Raw genomic sequence first — 17,870 nt, forward strand, 5'->3', positions numbered from 1 at the left:
CACGGTTCGTTTATAGGGCGAGCTTTTTATTTTTTGGAGACCACCGCCCATGGCACTGCACCCGGACATCGAAGGTTTTCTAGAGCTGGCCGAGTTCGGCCGCCTCACCGGCAAAAGCCTGCCCATGCACGAGCTGAGCCCGACCGAAGCGCGCCAGCAATTCGAACAAACCTCGCAGCTGCTCGACGCCGCACCGATGGGCGCGCTGACAGTGACTGCGGTCAGCATTCCGGCCCGCGACGGCCATCTGCTCAATGCTCGCCTCTATGCTCGACCATCACTGGGCACGCAGGAGCGCCCGGTGCTGCTGTATTTCCATGGCGGCGGTTACGTGGTCGGCAGCCTCGATTCCCACGACACCCTGTGCCGCCGACTGGCGCTGACGGGTGGTTTTGCGGTGTTGTCGGCGGATTATCGACTGGCCCCGGAACACCGTTTTCCTGTCGCCTACGAGGACGCCGAAGACGTGACGCGCTGGCTGGCGACCACCGGCGCCGGCGCCCTCGGGCTGGACCCGGCTCGTATCGCATTGGCGGGAGACAGCGTCGGCGGCAGCCTGGTGGCTTCCTTGTCGATTGCTATCGCCCAGGACCCGCAGGCCTGGCTGCTCGCGCCACGGCTGCAAGTGCTGTTGTACCCGGTGATCGACGCCGTGGAAAAACGCCCGTCGCTTGCACGTTTCGCCGAAGGCTACCTGCTGGAAGCGACCACGCTGGAATGGTTCTATCAGCAGTATCAACGCAGCATTGATGATCGCCGCGACTGGCGCTTTTCCCCGTTGTTCGCCGAAACCCTGCAAGGGCTGACACCGACCGTACTGTGGCTGGCCGAATACGATCCGTTGCTGGATGAAGGCCTGGCCTGGGCCGAAAAATTGCGTGCCGCCGGACAACCCGTAGTGCTGGACGTGAAAGCCGGAATGACCCACGACTTCGCACGGATGGGGGAGATGGTCCAGGAAGTACCGGCGATGCTGGAGCAACTGGCGGCGCAGATCACAGAAAGCCTGGGTTAATCGTGATCTGTAGGAGCCGGCTTGCCGGCGATGGCCCCCGCGGTGAACCAGACAAACCGTGTCGCCTGCATCGCCAGCAAGCCGGCTCCTACAACCTACGCAATCCCTGTAGGCGCCGGCTTGCCGGCGATGGCCCCACCGCGGTGAACCAGACAAACCGTGTCGCCTGCATCGCCAGCAAGCCGGCTCCTACAACCTACGCAATTCCTGTAGGAGCCGGCTTGCCGGCGATGGCCCCGCCGCGGTGAACCAGACAAACCGTGTCGCCCGGATCGCCTGTAGGAGCCGGCTTGCTGGCGATAAACGATAACGCGGTCTGACTGACCGCCTACCGCGCCATTCACCGGCTTCCTACACCCGATGTAAAACGCGAAAACTCTGGGGAAATTTCCGACATCTTTTTAGGGTTGGCGCTCGGACGTCCGACGTATAGCGTTGTGGCTCCCTGCAGTTGGCAATGGAGTGATGTACCGGTATGAACATCCAGGAAATCAAAAGACGCTTGGCCAGACCCGCTACAAAATTCGTCGCCGGCGGATTTCGTCCCACCCATACGGATGACGAAAGCTGGCTTGGAAACGTATTCCTGTTTCGCCCGGATGAATGCGTCCCGAGAAACGACGCCGGAGCTGAACTGCATCCCTTTGCACAATTCCACCTCCCCAGCCTGCCGTTTAACAGTCCGGCGCTGGACGGCGTTCGCGTCCTTACCTTGTTTGTTTCCAGTCCCTTGCCGGAAGCGCTGGACCCGATGGGGAACAACTGGCTGATCAGGGAATACGGATTTGACGATGTACTTGTCCGCAAAGAGCTGCCGGTAGCAGGTTCATACCTCAAGCCCTTTCCGTTGCTGGCCGAACGGGTCGCAGAGGACTTTCCACTGTGGGATGGCGGTGGTGCACCGGCGGACCTTGAAGAGGAAATTTGCAGCCTTCAGCGGACGGGCGAGATAGAAAGCTACTCAGACCTCGTGACTCACACCTACGAACACAAGATTGGCGGCTACCCCTCGTTCTGCCAGTCCGGCGTGGACCTCGGTGATGATTTTGAATTCGTGTTCCAGATTTCCTCCGACACGAAAATCAACCTGAACGTGGTGGATTGCGGGAGCCTGATGTTCTGGAAGAGCAAAAGTACGGGGGAGTGGGTGCTTTACTACGACTTCTACTAGGTCGGGTACTGAAGCGAATGGCCTGCATCCAGTTTGGTAGGGGGGCGGACAGCCAGCCGCATACCCATTAGGCTGATGAATAATGAGCACTGGAGCTGACTATGAGTGCCGAACTTTCCCCCACTGTTTCAGAGTTCGAAACCGAAGAGCAGGCTGCCAGTTACGACCTTTGGTTTCGTGCAAAAGTGCAAGCTTCGCTCGATGATCCACGACCGAATGTCCCGCATGATCAGGTGATGGCTGATATGCGAGCCCTCATCGAATCAAAGCGCAACACGCACGATGCTGGTTGAATGTCGGTTCAACCTGCGGTCGAACAAGTTGTCGTTCAGCAAAGGTAACGACAGACTGGGCCAACAAGCCGCCTCCCTTTACGATCAGCCAACCACACGGAAAGAAGCACTCAAATGGACTGCCTGATCCGAATTGCCACAAGCGAAGACGCAATCGCCATTAGCCGAGTCGTCTGCGACGCGCTACGTGAAACCAACGCGAAGGACTACACACCAACCGTCATCGATCTAGTGGAGCAAAGCTTCTCCCCAGAGGCGATCCTTCATTTTCTGACTCAACGTCAGGTCTACGTAGCAACAATTGGTCACCAAGTTGTTGCAACTGCCAGTCTCGATCAGGACGTCGTTCGAAGTGTGTTCGTCAACCCCTCCCATCAAGGTAAGGGCATTGGAAAACAGCTAATGGTAAAGATCCAGTCAGCCGCCGTAGGCGTGGGCATCAAGCTGTTGCGCGTCCCTTCTTCAATTACCGCAGTAGGCTTTTACGCATCGCTTGGATTCAAAAAAGTCCGAGACGAATTTCACGGTGCCGAGCGCACGATCATCATGGAGCAAAGGTTAGAGTTGTAGCTGGTATCTGCGAATTCCCAAAGCAACTATCAGCCAGTAGCGGTCCATCCGCCGAGGCGCGCGTCGATGGTCGCTGCACGTCGCATCAACCGATGTACTCGAAAATCTCAATTTGCGTCAGCCCTGCCCACTCAGCCGTTTCTAAAATCTCCGCCAGTGTCGTGTCCGCAGTGGGATTGATCTGAGTGCCCATCTAACCACGCGAGGTGCGCAGGGCGGACGCTTATGTTCAATAAGCTTTCAACCCAACAAATCTCAGGCGAGTGTCTATTCTAAGGATCAGATTCTGACCAATTTCGGAGGCTTGCACATGGACGTCACACTGGCGGACCTTGAAAAGGCAGCAGAGCGTTACAAAGAGTTTGTTGAGGCACAAGCTGAAGCTCCAACGCCTATTGTCGCTGTTGAGCGACTAAGACTTGGCTTGCGCAATGCCAATCTATTTACATCAACAACTGATCGCCTCAGCGTAATCGCTAATGTTCTAAAGGAGAATCTGCCAAAGCTTGAGCCTGGCATAGATATTCCACCAGAACTGCCACAGTTCTTGGACGTCGCCGATGCACGCAACGAGGCCTCTTTTGCCGACAACGACCTGCGCCCGATTCGATTCCTTCATGTAGCGCTCCTGGCTGCCCGAGCCGTTGGAAAAATTACGGTGCGCGGATATGTGGATACGGAGGGAGACGCGACAGGGTTTCTTGTAGCTCCGGGCCTGTTACTTACGAATCATCATGTTCTACCCTCAGAGGATTTTGCAGCTACTTCCTTTGTAGCCTTTGACATGGAGGACGGACTTGATGGAAAGCCTAAGTCTCCGAAACTGTTTGACCTTCAGCCATCAGAGCTTTATATCGCGGACAGTGAGTTGGATTACTGCTTTGTTGCTGTCAGCCCAACGACTTCGCAAGGTGATGAGCTTTCGCAGTTTGGCTTCCTTCGGATGTTTGAACAGACAGGAAAGCTCGATCCGAATCGCAGACAGGCGGCAAATATAATTCAACACCCTCTTGGCCAAGGAAAGAAAATTGTCCTTCGTGACAACTATTTCATGGAACCGCCAAAAGATGTGCTGGATAACTCGGGTAAGCTCAATTCACTGTTCTATGGCTCTGACACACTGAAGGGCTCATCCGGGGCACCGGTTTGCACTGATGAGTGGTTCGTTGTGGCGTTGCATAGAGGTGGCGTTCCTTTGATGAAAGCTGTAAACGGCGAGCTCAGGGTTATGCGCCTGGACGATACGCTGGCCCGTGATGGCGATGCGAAAAGCAGCATTGCTTATGTGGCCAATGAAGGCACAAGAGTGAGCCGCATTTATGCATCTCTAAGGCAGAAAGCACTACTCGATAATGAAGCCTCCATTCATGCGCAAGCTGCTCTGAATCACATATTGGCTGTATCTCAAGATCCCAAGCTCGGACCTGTGGACAGGTCTACCGCCCCCCTGATTACTCCTGGACCATTAGCTTTAGATCTGAGTGATACTCAAGAGAAACTTATTCGTCGTAAACCAAGCCTGTTCAATGGTGCCGCAGGCTATCAATCGAGTTTTCTCGGCGAAGGATTTGAGGTGGGTCTACCCGAACTATCACATGAAGTGATCAAAGAGGTAGCAAAATTGCGGGATCTAGACGAGTACGTGCTGAAGTACCTGAATTACTCGGTTGTCATGCACGCACGACGGCGCACGGCAATCTATGCAGCAGGAAATGTGAATGGCTCTTTACTGTGGAAAAAGATAATGCAAGGAGCAATGCCCAAGAGACCTAGCTGGACACTTGACCCCAGACTTGACGATCAGCATCAACCTGACGACTCGATATTTAGTACCGCCATACAGAGGGGGCATCTGTTCAAGCGCGAGGACGCGGTGCAAGGGGCTAATGATGAAACGTTATCCCTTGCCGACCAACACTCGTTTGTCATCACAAACGCAACCCCGATGATTGCCAATTTCAACAACGTCGAATGGGGGGATCTCGAAGACCTTATCACCCGGCACCTTGAAGAAGGGAATCGTGTGAGTTATTTCGCTGGGCCTATTTTCGATGTGGAGGACAAATTTTTTTACGAATTGAAGGCTTCAGTACCGGAGCCAAATCGGTTCAAGGGAATGCGCGTTCCTTCCAGGTTTTGGAAGATCGTGGCTTGGGTTGAGCAAGATCGACTTCAAACCGCAGGCTTTGTACTCGACCAGTCAGACGAAATACGAAAGCAAGGGCCAATTACCGATGAAATCTACTTTGGCGCATATTCGCAGACCTCCATCAAAGAAATTGAAGCTCGTACAGGTCTCCTTTTTAATCAACTGCGAGTAGCTGACACGTACAAGTGACTGCTTGCTACCGTAGCTACGAATGCGGGTTAGTCTTAGGCGTGAACTTTGCTAGCCCGATAATGATGTAGGTGGTCGCTTGCGGATTAATATCGACGTTAAGGTGCAGAGAGTTGACGGTAATGAATAATAAAAGCCGGCTAGCTAATCGAAGGTAGAAAGCCCGCTTCGCGGGCTAGTATCTAAGTTTGTGTAGTTTTTACCGAGAGATCTTATGGTAAAACATATTCAAATCTTTGAATTGCTGCGGTGTTTTTGCCTTTTTTGTCAACTCTTCTTCGTATTTGTTTTCGATGCCCATGCGCATTTGAAGCGAGTAATCGGTGGAGACGAACTCTTTCATGAGCGGAGGAGTCCATTCAATTGGCTGGCCCACTGGGTTGCTGACTTCGCTAAGTTGAGCGTCCGTAAAAACAAAAGGCTCACCTGATTTGATATTCCTGAACCACAGCATTCTAATTTCTTCAGGGGCATTAGCGCCATTTTTTATCGCTGGCGTTATTGGTTGCCAAATGCTTTTTTTGGCATGAACCTGAGCAGTTCCGTGGCAAGACAGGCATGAAGACTCTGGGTTGTCAATGGGGCCATTTACGCGATCATTCGCACCAAAATATGTTCTTTTATTAGGGTCGAACAGAACCCCAGTACTTCTAAGCGATTTTATCTCATCACTCAAAAAACCTTCAGAAAAAGATGCACTATCTGTTTTTCCTGGATCGTTACCCCAGGCTAAACCTACGGGGACGAGGTTATCCCTCCAGTTTGCAGGCTCTTCCCCGGTTTGATTGTTGTACATAAAGGTTCCGAAGATCCAGCCAGTAGTTGATGAGAAACGTTGATCCTTAACACCGAAGTCAATCTGAATTAACTTCATGGGCTTAGTTTTGCGTTTGCCTTCACGATCTATAACTGTTGACTCCTTCTCATCTAGATAGACGTGCGCTTTCCACTCTGGCGATCCAATCAGATGGGTGTATTCCTTGTCATTCTTATCAATATCCACAAACAGAAATTTAATTACAAATGAGCCATTCTGAAAATTTAATTTAGTCAGATCTGGATTGTTTTTGTCTTTCCATACTTGACCAAACTGGTATCCACCTGTGTTGTTATATAATCCGACAGCCCATGCTTGACGTTTTGTTGTTAGGGAGGGGTAGACATAGCCTGCTCTTGTACTGCGCTCTTTTGTTAAACCACATAATGGTTCTCTACCGCTAGGACCACGTGTCATCCACGGTGCATGAAACCAATCCGCTGAAGCTTGTGGGCACCCATTGGTCATATCACCGTCCAGTGCTTGCAAACCATAATCGAGGACCGCCTTGTAGTAGTCCGCTCGCTCGCTCAATATCTTTGGATTCTTCACCATCCAAGGCTGATTCGATTGGTCTGCCACTGTCATCGGAAAATTGTAATTAGCTTTGAATTTCTCTTTCGGCCATTCAGCGACCTCTCCCTTACGAGGTGGCGTTGAGTTTTCAAAGCCAGGAGTGTAAGAGAGAGCGTTTACGCTGCAGGCGTAGGAAATAAGTATTGAAAACGCGAACGTCGGGATTGGCATGAATCTGCTGTTTGTTTTTTTCGTGACGCTCCTGAATTTATTCATTACTCAAGCTCTCCATATATTTGAGACCACAGAGTTGTTGCTTCACCGGAAACGGAAAAAAGCCACCAGCTGGAGACTAGCAGGAAACGGCTTAATTTCGAGTCAACCTAGTAGGTAGATCTGCTAGCACTCACCAGAGGTCGGGGTTCACGTGGAAAGCAGGTTGGGTTGGGAAATTGAGAGCACTGCCTTCGATGAATTCTTAACCCTTTGGAACCAAGGAGCATTCGAGCGGCAACGATTTGGCCACGCCTTTTATAACTACAGGGAGCAGAGATTACAAAAGTAGCGCGCTACTGCGTCTACTCCATCGCAGAATTTGAGTGGGTCGAATGCAGCACAGCGGCATCCGACTGGCCACAAATATAAACGGTGGTTCAAGCCACCTTTGGCAATCATCTGGACGATACAGCCTGAGCTGGATCTCTTATTGCGTCTCTCGTCCCGTTGAGTGCCCCACCTCACCCTGAAATGGACAAAGACGATTATGAATCCACTGATTATCCTATGAGAAATAATCGGTTCAGGTGTTTGTTTTAAACAAGCACTGCTGCAAAAGTCAGGTTGTATGTATCTATATGTGCGGCATTGGGAGTACCTCGTAATTCAATGTTAGTAATGCATCTAAGTTTCCACCCATTCGATGCCAGTCTTTCTTTGAGGTCAAGTCTACTTGCAGTCCAAATTTTTGTCCCGCGTGATTGTTTTTTAACTCCAGCTCGCACACGTATCCATTAGCTACCGGCTCACCCTTGATGCGCCAAGTAATAGTGTATTCGTCAGGGGGGTAGCTCGAATCAACTTCGACTTCGAATCTTACTGTGTCGCCTAAGAATAAAGGTTTTGTAGTGAGGGAAAAATGATTTTGTATTTCGTTTAGATATTTGACGTTTCCAAGTGAGTCCGAATATCTGGTGAATGTAGGGGCAGGGAATTTGTCTTGAGCGCTCATCTTGGAGTAGTGTGCCTTGATGGATTCAATTATGTCATTTCCATAACATAGTATTTGTTCGACGGCATGAAGCGATAAGGTCGGTGAGTTTGCATGATATAAAGCATTTCTATGTCCTGCCAGAATGCTAACTATGTGTTTTACATGCTTTGAGCTAAAAATAAATTCAGATTCCAGAGATGCCCTGAAAAACTTATTGTAGTTGTCATCTCTTCCTATAATACTTCCAAGATGTTCAAATGTTAACGTGTCGACAGGCCTAGGGTACTGCGATGGATTTTCGTTTTGATAAGATTGTATCCGCTCTTTGATTTTTGATTGGAAAACGCTGAGGTCGCCAATTTTTGCAGTGTCAGTGTAATTCTCGCCAAACTCTCGTAGCAGCGTGTCATGAATCAAGGCGCGAAGCCAAAGCTCACATGATTCTAATCGTTGTCGACATGCTGAGCGTAAATCTTCGGAATTTAGAAGGTGGAGAGCCATGTTTTCCTGCATTTAATATTCAGGGGGCTGATGCGATGAAGGAGTGTAAGTGCCCCTTCGGTTATTGATTGATGTTTTTTGGGGGGGGCTGATTTGCCAGTTCTAATAGAGGCGGTGTTTTGCGTTTCACACGTCTCGGTGTCCGTAAAAATCAGGACTGGCTTAAATCAGTAAAAATCCGGATCAAACATAAATACATCAACTATTATGCGGCGTGACAGCGTTTGGTGGTGTTACAACCTCTTGTTCTTCTTGGAGGGTTGGGGCGAGAGAAGCTTGTTTGTCAGATGGGAGAGCAGTGTGAGAATCAGACGAATTGGCCGTCGGTGGAGGCGTTATACGTAATCTGTTCGCCATTTGAGCTTGAGCTACTGCCCGTAATATCACCACTAAAATGAACGTCAGCAACACCATGAAATACGCAGCGATGAGTCTTTGTTCAACCATGTTTTTTTTGATTTTTTCTGCGTTATCTGTATCAAGTGTTTTACAAATAACTTTAATGTCGTCGCTAGTTAAACCTGGATTGGATAGTTTGTTGCAGTTTTGAAGGGTGACTGAAAATTCAGGGACGCTTCGTTCAAGAATGAAATCTGTTGCTGTAGAGCCATTTGTCCAAAAGCTTACTTTTGATGACTTGATGGTCAATAATACGCTGTCGTTGGCAAGAAAGTAGGCTGAGCCAGCCAATAGAATAAATAGTGGGATGAGTGCAGTGCCTGCGAAAAATGTTATTGTTTTCATCCATGGAGTTCCGAATATCCATGGGCGCTCACGCATCCAGCCACGTGAGAAAGATAAGTCTCCTATATTGATGTTATGTTTTTTTGCCCATTCTAGTGTGGTGAGTAGCACCTCCATTGATGGGAAGTTGATACCGGTGCGAAATCTAAAACCTTCAACGTCACGAATATCTGACCAGTCTTGTTTTAGCGTAGAGTGGTTTATGTTTCCACCGCCGATAAGTCGCCAAATACGGTCAAATAGGAAGTGCGCTGAGCGAGCTCGAAATATAGCCCATATAATAAGAGTTAATGTTATTCCGGCGGTGACCCAAGGGTTGATGTCCTTGAGACTGCCTACAACGCTATCGAATAATTGTGCACTGTTGTTTGGAGCATCCATTGCAGTAATATCCTTATGTTTTCCAAGTGGGCTTCGATACGTCGTGATGACCAGTCAAACGGCCCCTGTACGACGGTGGGCAGACTTTAAAGATGGCGTAAATCAATTGCAATACTTAGGGTTTTTCTGATCACCGTTAATTGATATTGGGGTCTTGGAAAAAACGCGCCATCACCCAGAGATGGCAGGTTAGATCAATGCGTCGGCGTTGCTGCAATCCCCCGACGACTCAATCTCGGCCATATCAACCAATCTTCAAAACCAAAACCGGGCCGCAAGCGGCCCGGTGGTGTGTAGCTTTTTGACTATCCCGAAACTCAGTACTGAGCCCGCAACGTCAACGTCAGATTACGCGGATCGCCATAGAAGTTTGTCCCCCACGAAGCATCCACGCGATCGTAGTACTTTTTATCAAACAGGTTGTTGCCAGTCAGTGTCGCCGACAGGTTCTCGTTGAACTTGTAGCCCACCTGCGCGGTGGCGATGCCGTAGCCGCTTTGTTCGAAGCGTACTTCACGCTGGTACCAGGTCTTGCTGACTACGCGCACGCCGCCGCCGACGCTGAAGTCTTTGAGCGGGCCGTCGGCGAATTCGTATTTGGTCCACAGGTTGAAGTTGTGCTTCGGCGTGATGGTGCTGAAGGTGCTGCCTTCGGTCGCGTCGTCAGATTTCAACAATTTGGTGGTGGTGAAGGCGTAACCGGTGACGATGCTCCAGTTGTCGGTCAGGTTACCGCTCAACTCGGTTTCCCAGCCCTGGCTGCGCGCCTTGCCTTGTGCTTCGTTTCCACCGGTGTCGGCGTTGAATTGAGCACGGTTTTCATCGTAGATGCGGAACATCGCGATGCTGGCGTTCAGGCGGCCGTCGTAGAACTCGCGCTTGAGGCCGACTTCATATTGCTTGCCTTTACGCGGTCCGATGGGCGAGTTGTCGCTGTCGAGCTCGCTTTGTGGCTTGAACACGCCGGTGTAGCTGGCGTAGGCCGACAGTTCCGGGGTCAGCTTGGCGATGATGGCGCCGTAAGGCACGACCTTGCGGTTGATGCTGGTGTGGGCTTCGCCGAAGCTGTTGAAGAAGGCGTTGGCGTTCTTCGCGTCGCTTTCGTACCAGGTCACGCGGCTGCCGCCGATCACGTCGAGCCAGTCGGTGACGTTGAACTTGGCGCGGGTATAGAGGCCGTACTGGTCGGATTTGGACCAGTTACCGTTGTTGCGCTCGTAGTCGTTCTTGGGAATATCGATACTGCCCGGGTTGTAGACGTTGATCGGGAAGTACTCGCCGCCACCGTATTCAAAGTCTTTGTCGAGGTGCTGGTACTCGGCGCCCACGGTGAACTCGTGTCTGCGATCCGCGAATTCGAACGGCGTGGTGACGAAGCTGTCGACGCCGATGGTTTTGATGTGGGTGTAGTAGTCGTACGCCACGGCCGAGCTGTCGCCGGTAGCCGGATCGACGGCACCGTCGGCCCAGGTGAAGTTACGCTGTGGGGTTTCCGCGTCGCGGTAGGTGACGGTGGTCTTGAACTGACCGCCGTTGTCCAGCGCGTGATCGACCTCGGCAAAGGACTCCCAGACTTTCTCGTTCAGGGTGTTCCACTTGGCATCGACGAACGTCGAGCGCGGCACGTCCAGCAATTTGCCGTCGGCAAAGGCCGGCAAGCCGAACGCCGGGGTGGAGTGGTTTTGCTGGTAGGCGCCGCCCACCGACAGGGTGGTGGACGGGGCGAGGTCGAATTCCAGGCGACCGTACACCATCGGGCGTTCGTTCTGGGCAGAGTCGACGTAGGATTTGTTGTTTTCGTAAGCGGTGATGAAGCGACCGCGCACGGTGCCTTGATCGTTCAACGGACCGGTGACGTCCACCATCGAGCGGTAGTGGTCATAGGAACCTGCGCCCAGCTCGCCGCCGAGGGCGAATTTGTTCAGGGCGCGCTTGCGCACCACGTTGATCGTACCGCCGGGTTCGCCAGCGCCTTGATACAGGCCGGATGGGCCGCGCAGCACTTCGACGCGATCGTACATCGCGAGGTCGAAGCTGGTGCCCATGTCGCCCTGGCCGGTCGGTTGCGATACGCCGTCAACCTGCACCTGGTCGACGAGGAAGCCGCGCATGTAGACGTCGTTCAGGCTGGAGCCGGAGTTGTACGTCTTGATGGTGACGCCGGTGACCTGGCGCATTGCGTCTTGCAGGCTGTTCATGTTCTGGTCGTCCATGCGCTGGCGCGTGACGACGGACACTGACTGCGGGATGTCCTTGAGCTTGATGTTGCCCTTGCCGATGCTGACTTGATCGGTGGTGTAGGAATGCGTGCCTTCAGTGGTAGGCCCCGGCGCCACGCCGGAAATGGCGGTCGCACCCAGTTGCAGCGCGCTGGAGTTACCCGCGACCGGAATCAGCGAAACAGTGTTGCCAGTCAGTTGAAACGTAATGCCGCTCCCCAGCAGCAACGTATTCAATGCCTGTTCCGGCTCCAGATTGCCGGAGACCGCCGTGGACTTGAGGCCGTTGACCATGTCCTGGCTGTACAGAATCTGCAGGTCGGTCTGTTGACCCAGTTGCTGCAGCGCGCTGGCCAGCGATTGCGCAGGCACGTTGACGTTCACCGGCGCGGCCTGGACCTGAGAGGTGCCCAGCAGCAACAGGGTCAGCAACGCACCCGGTACGACTGTTCGGAATTTCTTTTGCGGCGCGATGGCCAGTGCCAACGGCGCGCGGGACAGGGTAGGGCTTTGCATTGCTCAAATCGCTCCTAAGGTGTGCAGATTTTTTTAGTTAATGATAATTATTATTAGACGCATCACCCCGACGAAACCGGAAAACAAACTCCGAAAATCGTCGAGGTATATGGATTCAACGCTGCTCAGGCGGTCGCCCGTTCCGTCACCACACGGCCCGATTCCATGCGAACCAACTGATCGGCCATGTCGAAATAGCGGTCGTCGTGGGAGATGACGATGATGGTTTTGCCCAGGCGCTTCAGGTCCGGAAGCAGCTCGGTGTAGAAGATCCGGCGGAAGGTCGGGTCCTGGTCGGCCGCCCATTCGTCAAACACCAGCACCGGGCGTTCTTCCAGCCAGGCATTGACCAGTGCCAGGCGTTTACGCTGGCCGGTGGACAGGTCGGTGGTGGTGAAACTGCCGTCCTTGACGCTGACCTTGTGCGCGATTTCCAGGCGTTGCAGGTATTTGTTGGCGTCTTCGGGAATGTGCTGATCGCCCTGCACCACGTCATCGAACAGGTAGTAGTCGGCAAAAATCGTGGTGAACAGTTGGCGGTAGTCGTCACGGTTCTGCGCATCGACACCTTCGCCGTTGAGCAGGATTGCGCCTTGTTGCGGCGCATAAAGCCCCAGCAACAATTTGATCAGCGTGGTCTTGCCGCAGCCGTTTTCGCCGACGATGAAAATGATGTCGCCCTGTTCGATGGTCAGGTTCACCGGCCCCAGGCGGAACGCTTCGCTGCCCGGTGCGGCCGGGAAGGCATAGCTGACGTTGTCCAGTTGCAGGCTGTTGACCACGGCCGGTTTTTTGCCGGTGTCGTTGAGCAGCAAGTGCGGCTCGGGTGAGGAAAACTGGCTCGACAGTTCGGCGATGCGGCGGAAGGCAATCCGCGCCCGGCTGACCACCGGCAAGGTGCCGACCAGATGCTCGATAGGGCCTTTCATGTACAGCAGCACCAGGACGAAGCCGCTCATCACCGACTTGTCGGCGCTGGGCCAGAACGATTGCAGGGCCAGCGCGAGGCCGATGACCACGAAGAACAGCATCGACCCCAGCGTCTTGGCGATCACGAAGGTGTTGATCGAGCGCACCTGGGTGTTGCAGATGAAATCCGCCGTGCCCTGAATGCCCGAGGTGAACATGCGCTGGCGGCGCGGACGGTGAATGCGCAGTTCCTTGGCGCCGCCGGCGATGGCGTTGTAGTGCTTTTGCAATTCGTCTTCGGCGTCACGGGCGGCCATGAAGCCCTTGATGCCCTTGCCCTGTGCGTAGAACTGGATGCCGGTGCCGATGGCAATCGCCAGCACCATCATCAGGAACATCGGCCACGACAACAGGGCCAGGTAGCCCATGCAGCCGAGGGTCACGGTCAGGGAAATGGCCAGCGGCGCGAAAGCAAACGCGAAGTCGCTGATGGTGTCGACGTCATGGGTCAGCACCGGGATCAAACGGTGGCTGCGATAGCGTTCGATCTGTTCGATGGGCGCCGACAGCACCTTTTCCCCCAGCTCTTTGCGCAGCTTGGCGATGATGTGCTGGCCGACGTAGTTGGTGCCGATGTCCGAGCAGATCGAACTCGCCAGCGCCAACAGGCAAAGGCCGCCGAACAGTGCGACCACGCCCTGGGTCAGGCCGCTTTCCGAATGCAGGGCATTGTTGATCGTGGCCAGCAACACCGTCACGCTCAGACCGCCCACCATGCCCAGAATGATCGACAGGCTGACCACCAGCCGGAACGGTTTCAGGAGGGTGAACAATTCATGAATTGCACCGCGCGCAGGCTGGGTCTTGGGAAGATGCATGTGAGGAAGGTCTCTTGGGTCGTGAGGCAGATACCCAGAAGAACGTGTGGCCAGGCGTTTAATTTAGACGGCCGCCGACTGGCGGCGGCCGGGGGGAAGGGGTGTCAGCCTTTGGACGGCAGATCGCGCACGACGCGGAAACCGATCCAGTCGCCACGGGTTTGCGGGTAGATATTGTTGCGGTTGCCGGAGCGCGAGAACACCGGCGCTTCGCCCCAGTCATTGCCGCGAATCTGCAAGGCTTCGCAGTTCGGTTCGACCCACGCGCTGCCGTCGGTGGGGGCGCCCACGTAATCGCTGTGCTCGCAGTCGGCGATCCACTCGTAGACGTTACCGTGCATGTCGTACATGCCGAAGGCGTTCGGCGGGTAGCTGCCGGCCGGGGAGGTGTAGCTGTAGCCGTCGGTTGGCCCGTAAGTATTGGCATGGGTGGCGATGCTGTACTCGGTGCCCTCATCGAACGGGAACGGGAACGGCCCCGTTGAACCGGCACGGGCGGCGTATTCGCGCTGGGCCTCGCTGACGATGTGGTAGTGCTGGCCGGTCTTGAGCGACAGCCACGCGACATACGCGCTGACCTCGGCAAAGTTCATGCACACCGCCGGCTGACGCGGGCTTTGTGGATAACGCGGCTTGCTGTTGATGCACTCGCGGCCGGGGCGAGTGTCGCCGTCGGGAATGGTGATCCCGGTTTCTTTCAGGTACTGGTCCCATTCGCCGGCGGTGATCTGGTAACGGCTCATGGCGAACGGCTTGTCGAACGTGACTTCGTGCATCGGGCCTTCATCGGGTTCGCGACCGACTTCACCTTCCGGCGTGCCCATGGTGAAAGTGCCGGCGGGCAGCACCACCATTTCCGGGCAGTTGCGGCAATCCTTGAACACCTTGCCCGGCAGCGGTGCGGTGGTGGCCTGGGCGGCGCCAGGCAACGCGGTGCCGAGCAATGCCAGGATGGTCAGCGCCCCGAGTTGTGGGAGCGACAACCCGAGTCTGTGCAGGATGTTTTTCATATGCATTCTCGCTAAAGGAAATCGGTGTTTCAGAGCTTGCTGGCCAACAACGTCATGACGCGGTCGATGTGCGCCTCGGTGTTGAGCAGGCCCGGCGACAGGCGAATGATCGGGCCGACATCGCGGTCCACGGCATCGCAGACCACGCGCTGGTCCATCAGGAAATTGGCGACTTCTTCGCAGTCGCGGTTCTTGATCCGGAAGAACGTGAAGCCGGCGGAATACTCGGGCGACAACGGCGTGACAAGCTCCACCGACGGATGCTCCTGCAAGCGCTTTTTCAGGTAGCTGTTGATTTCATGGATGCGTGCCTGAACCTCGGCCTTGCCCAGGTCCAGATGCAACTTGAAGGCTTCGGTCAGCGCCCAGCGGTGTTCAAACGAGTGATAGCCGCCGTAGGTCATCACGGTCGAAAACGTAGTCGCTTCGGAGAATGTCGGGATGGTCGGCGTGAGGTCCTTCATGTCATCGGAGCGCGCGCAGATGATCCCGGTGCCCCGTGGGCCGAACATCCATTTGTGGGTGCCGGCAATGAAGTAGTCGCAATGCATGTCCGGAAAATCGAGGTTTTCCACGCCGAAACCGTGGACGCCATCGACCACATAAAGGATGCGATCCTTTTCCTGGCGGTCGCGGTTTTTCTCGGCGACCAGTTTGCCGATCTCGCCGATGGGCAGCTTCACACCGCTGCCGGAATGCACCCAGGTCATGCCGAGCACGCGAGTCTCGGGGCGAATGTTGCGGGCAATGGAGGCCAGTATTTCTTTCGTCGAGACCTTGTACGGGTCTTCGAACAATTTGATTTTACGGACCTTGGTTCCGTCCTTTTGCGTACGGAATTCAAACACGCTGTTGGCGGCGTAGTGCTCATGTTCGCTGGTCAGGATTTCCTGATCCGGACGCACGTGAATGCCGGCGTAAATCATCGCCAGGCCTTCGGTGGTGCTGCCGGTCAGGGCGATCTGCGAAGGCTTGGCCTTCAAGTAATGGCCGGCCCACACGCGCACGTCTTCTTCACGGCGTTCGGTTTCGCCACGATGCCAGTCCATCGCCAGGCCGGGGTTGCGGTCGAGGTTGGCGCGGTGCATCTCGATGGCTTCGCGCACGGGACGCGGGTGTGAGGTCACCAGGAAGTTGGCGAAGTGCAGGTAATCGGGATCCTGATTGAACAGCTGGCGAAACTGCGCCCATTTGTCTTTGGGCAGCGGCGCCGGCGTGGCGGCCAGCGCCGGCAGGCTGACCGCTGAACCCAGGGGAATGGCGGCCGCGACAATGCCGGCCTGCTTGAGGAATGTACGACGGTTGGTCATGAATTCGGTTCGCTTGGCAAAGTGAATGTCAGTGTTTGGCGACGGGTCTGGAGGACTTCTGCACCTGATCCCAGACGCGCAGGAAATTGCCGCCCCAGAGCTTGGCGATGTCGGCTTCGCTGTAGCCGCGGCTGATCAGTTCGGCGGTCACGTTGCGTGCCTCGCTGACGTCTTTCCAGCCGTTCAGGCCGCCACCGTCGTTGAAGTCGGAGCTGATGCCGACGTGATCGATGCCGATTTTTTTCACGGCGTAGTCGATGGCGTCGCCGTAATCCTTGAGGGTGGCCTTGGGTTCTTCATCGACAATGCCGTAGAGCTGACTGGCGTATTCGCCGAAACGCTGTTCCGACCACACGGTGATCACCGGGTCGCCCGGCATCAGCGCCATCTCCAGGCCTTGCAGCGGTTGCAGGTCGAAGCGCGCACGCAGGGCGTTGAGTTTGTCCTGGGTGCCCTGGCTCAGCGGCTTGATGTAGGTCGGGAAGCCGACGATCTGCACCACGCCGCCGCTGTTCTTGATCAGCTGCATTTCGTTGTCGCTGAGGTTGCGCGGGATGTCCACCAGCGCCCGTGGCGCCGAGTGCGAGGCGACCATCGGTGCGCGGCTCAATTGGCTGACTTGCTCAAGCGCTTTGGTCGACATTTGCGACACATCGATGATGACCCCGAGGTCGTTCAGGCGATGCACCGCTTGTTTGCCCAGCTCTGACAGGCCGCCCAGCGCATCACGGGAATCATTGAAAAACGGCAGCGGCCGGGACGAATCGGCCCAGGCGTTGTTGCCCACGTAACTGAAGCCGAACATGCGCATTCCGCGCGCGGCCCACTTATCCAGGGCGTTGACGTCGTTGCCCAGCGGGTAGGCGTTGAGCATGCTGATGAACACGGCGAACTTGCCTTCGCCGTGCAGGCGTCGGAAGTCGTCCGGGGTGTAGGCAATGGCCACCTGATTGGGGAAGTCGCGCACCAGGGTGGTGATGATTTTGTAGCGGGTCTCCTGCTCGTGACGGGCTTCGTCGATGAACCCGGCGGTCGGGCGGTGCGGGGCGTTGTCGCCGTTCCAGATTTCGGGCCAGCCGAAAATGGTCAGCGCCGCGCCGGACAGGCGACCACGCGCTGTCTTGACCAGGTCGAACTGGCCGCTGCCGTCCTTGTCGGCCTCGTTTTCGGCGGTGCCGAAATCCATGGGCACGGTGATGTGGCTGTCGAACGAGAGGATGCGTTCTTGCAGTTCATCGGCCTGTTTCATCACCGCGACCGGGTAGCCGGGGTTGTCGTTGAGCCAGTAATCCCAGGCCGCAAACCCTGCCGCGCCAGCGATGGCCAGCGCCAGGGGCAGGCCAATGAAAAGAGCCTTTTTCGAACGAGGTTTTGTCATTGCCATCTCAGTCAGGTTCGCCGTCGAGGGTGCAGGCGCGGGGGCCTTTGCTATCTGGGAAGAACGAGTGGCCGAGTGGGAAATTTAGTGAGGC

At 54.9% G+C, this 17,870-nt stretch carries 13 protein-coding genes; 5 read left to right on the forward strand and 8 right to left on the reverse strand.

What is annotated here, in order from left to right; genetic code table 11:
* Positions 1-49: 49 nt before the first annotated feature.
* The 5 genes from KGB27_RS09095 (at position 50) to KGB27_RS09115 (ending at position 5,387) form a co-directional block, all read left to right on the forward strand.
* Positions 50-1,015 carry an alpha/beta hydrolase gene (locus tag KGB27_RS09095; protein ID WP_223554082.1) on the forward strand — a complete coding sequence of 322 codons (966 nt, stop codon included), beginning with the start codon at positions 50-52 and terminating at the stop codon, positions 1,013-1,015.
* A 475-nt stretch (positions 1,016-1,490) separates the two neighbouring features.
* Entirely contained in the window at positions 1,491-2,186 is a 696-nt protein-coding gene (locus KGB27_RS09100) for a DUF1963 domain-containing protein (RefSeq protein ID WP_008039957.1), read from the forward strand.
* A 101-nt stretch (positions 2,187-2,287) separates the two neighbouring features.
* Entirely contained in the window at positions 2,288-2,479 is a 192-nt protein-coding gene (locus tag KGB27_RS09105; RefSeq protein WP_008039958.1) for a hypothetical protein, read from the forward strand.
* 114 nt (positions 2,480-2,593) lie between these two features.
* Positions 2,594-3,049: a GNAT family N-acetyltransferase gene (locus tag KGB27_RS09110; protein WP_008039961.1), complete on the forward strand. Its 456-nt coding sequence runs from the start codon at positions 2,594-2,596 to the stop codon at positions 3,047-3,049.
* A gap of 310 nt (positions 3,050-3,359) precedes the next feature.
* Positions 3,360-5,387: a DNA/RNA non-specific endonuclease gene (locus tag KGB27_RS09115; RefSeq protein ID WP_223554084.1), complete on the forward strand. Its 2,028-nt coding sequence runs from the start codon at positions 3,360-3,362 to the stop codon at positions 5,385-5,387.
* Between the two features lie 199 nt (positions 5,388-5,586).
* Here KGB27_RS09115 and KGB27_RS09120 read toward each other — a convergent pair whose 3' ends face one another.
* From KGB27_RS09120 to pvdM, 8 genes are all read right to left on the reverse strand, one after another.
* Entirely contained in the window at positions 5,587-6,996 is a 1,410-nt protein-coding gene (locus KGB27_RS09120; RefSeq protein WP_008039965.1) for a hypothetical protein, read from the reverse strand.
* A gap of 574 nt (positions 6,997-7,570) precedes the next feature.
* Positions 7,571-8,431, reverse strand: a complete 861-nt coding sequence (locus tag KGB27_RS09125) for a hypothetical protein (protein WP_223554086.1) — start codon at positions 8,429-8,431, stop codon at positions 7,571-7,573.
* 198 nt (positions 8,432-8,629) lie between these two features.
* A complete protein-coding gene (locus tag KGB27_RS09130) occupies positions 8,630-9,556 on the reverse strand; it encodes a DUF6216 family protein (RefSeq protein WP_008039968.1) in 927 nt (308 codons plus the stop codon).
* Between the two features lie 317 nt (positions 9,557-9,873).
* Positions 9,874-12,291, reverse strand: coding sequence for a TonB-dependent siderophore receptor (locus KGB27_RS09135; protein ID WP_223554089.1), 2,418 nt, complete (start codon positions 12,289-12,291; stop codon positions 9,874-9,876).
* Between the two features lie 125 nt (positions 12,292-12,416).
* On the reverse strand, positions 12,417-14,078 hold the full coding sequence (locus KGB27_RS09140) for a cyclic peptide export ABC transporter (protein WP_223554091.1): 1,662 nt from the start codon (positions 14,076-14,078) through the stop codon (positions 12,417-12,419).
* A 104-nt stretch (positions 14,079-14,182) separates the two neighbouring features.
* Positions 14,183-15,088: a formylglycine-generating enzyme family protein gene (locus KGB27_RS09145; protein WP_008032321.1), complete on the reverse strand. Its 906-nt coding sequence runs from the start codon at positions 15,086-15,088 to the stop codon at positions 14,183-14,185.
* A 29-nt stretch (positions 15,089-15,117) separates the two neighbouring features.
* Entirely contained in the window at positions 15,118-16,398 is a 1,281-nt protein-coding gene (locus KGB27_RS09150) for an aminotransferase class V-fold PLP-dependent enzyme (protein ID WP_223554094.1), read from the reverse strand.
* 28 nt (positions 16,399-16,426) lie between these two features.
* Positions 16,427-17,776 (reverse strand): pyoverdine-tailoring dipeptidase-like protein PvdM, encoded by a 1,350-nt coding sequence (gene pvdM / locus KGB27_RS09155; RefSeq protein WP_192418054.1) that lies wholly within the window; start codon positions 17,774-17,776, stop codon positions 16,427-16,429.
* Positions 17,777-17,870 lie beyond the last annotated feature (94 nt).

It is taken from the genome of Pseudomonas sp. BF-R-01 (assembly GCF_019946615.1).
In the GTDB taxonomy this organism is placed as follows: domain Bacteria; phylum Pseudomonadota; class Gammaproteobacteria; order Pseudomonadales; family Pseudomonadaceae; genus Aquipseudomonas; species Aquipseudomonas migulae.

Coding starts and splice junctions, on each gene's coding strand:
- KGB27_RS09115 (WP_223554084.1), top strand. CDS start 3,360: ATGGACGTCACACTGGCGGACCTTGAAAAGGCAGCAGAGCGTTACAAA.
- KGB27_RS09120 (WP_008039965.1), bottom strand. CDS start 6,996: ATGAATAAATTCAGGAGCGTCACGAAAAAAACAAACAGCAGATTCATG.
- KGB27_RS09135 (WP_223554089.1), bottom strand. CDS start 12,291: ATGCAAAGCCCTACCCTGTCCCGCGCGCCGTTGGCACTGGCCATCGCG.
- KGB27_RS09110 (WP_008039961.1), top strand. CDS start 2,594: ATGGACTGCCTGATCCGAATTGCCACAAGCGAAGACGCAATCGCCATT.
- KGB27_RS09150 (WP_223554094.1), bottom strand. CDS start 16,398: ATGACCAACCGTCGTACATTCCTCAAGCAGGCCGGCATTGTCGCGGCC.
- KGB27_RS09100 (WP_008039957.1), top strand. CDS start 1,491: ATGAACATCCAGGAAATCAAAAGACGCTTGGCCAGACCCGCTACAAAA.
- KGB27_RS09095 (WP_223554082.1), top strand. CDS start 50: ATGGCACTGCACCCGGACATCGAAGGTTTTCTAGAGCTGGCCGAGTTC.
- pvdM (WP_192418054.1), bottom strand. CDS start 17,776: ATGACAAAACCTCGTTCGAAAAAGGCTCTTTTCATTGGCCTGCCCCTG.
- KGB27_RS09130 (WP_008039968.1), bottom strand. CDS start 9,556: ATGGATGCTCCAAACAACAGTGCACAATTATTCGATAGCGTTGTAGGC.
- KGB27_RS09125 (WP_223554086.1), bottom strand. CDS start 8,431: ATGGCTCTCCACCTTCTAAATTCCGAAGATTTACGCTCAGCATGTCGA.
- KGB27_RS09140 (WP_223554091.1), bottom strand. CDS start 14,078: ATGCATCTTCCCAAGACCCAGCCTGCGCGCGGTGCAATTCATGAATTG.
- KGB27_RS09105 (WP_008039958.1), top strand. CDS start 2,288: ATGAGTGCCGAACTTTCCCCCACTGTTTCAGAGTTCGAAACCGAAGAG.
- KGB27_RS09145 (WP_008032321.1), bottom strand. CDS start 15,088: ATGAAAAACATCCTGCACAGACTCGGGTTGTCGCTCCCACAACTCGGG.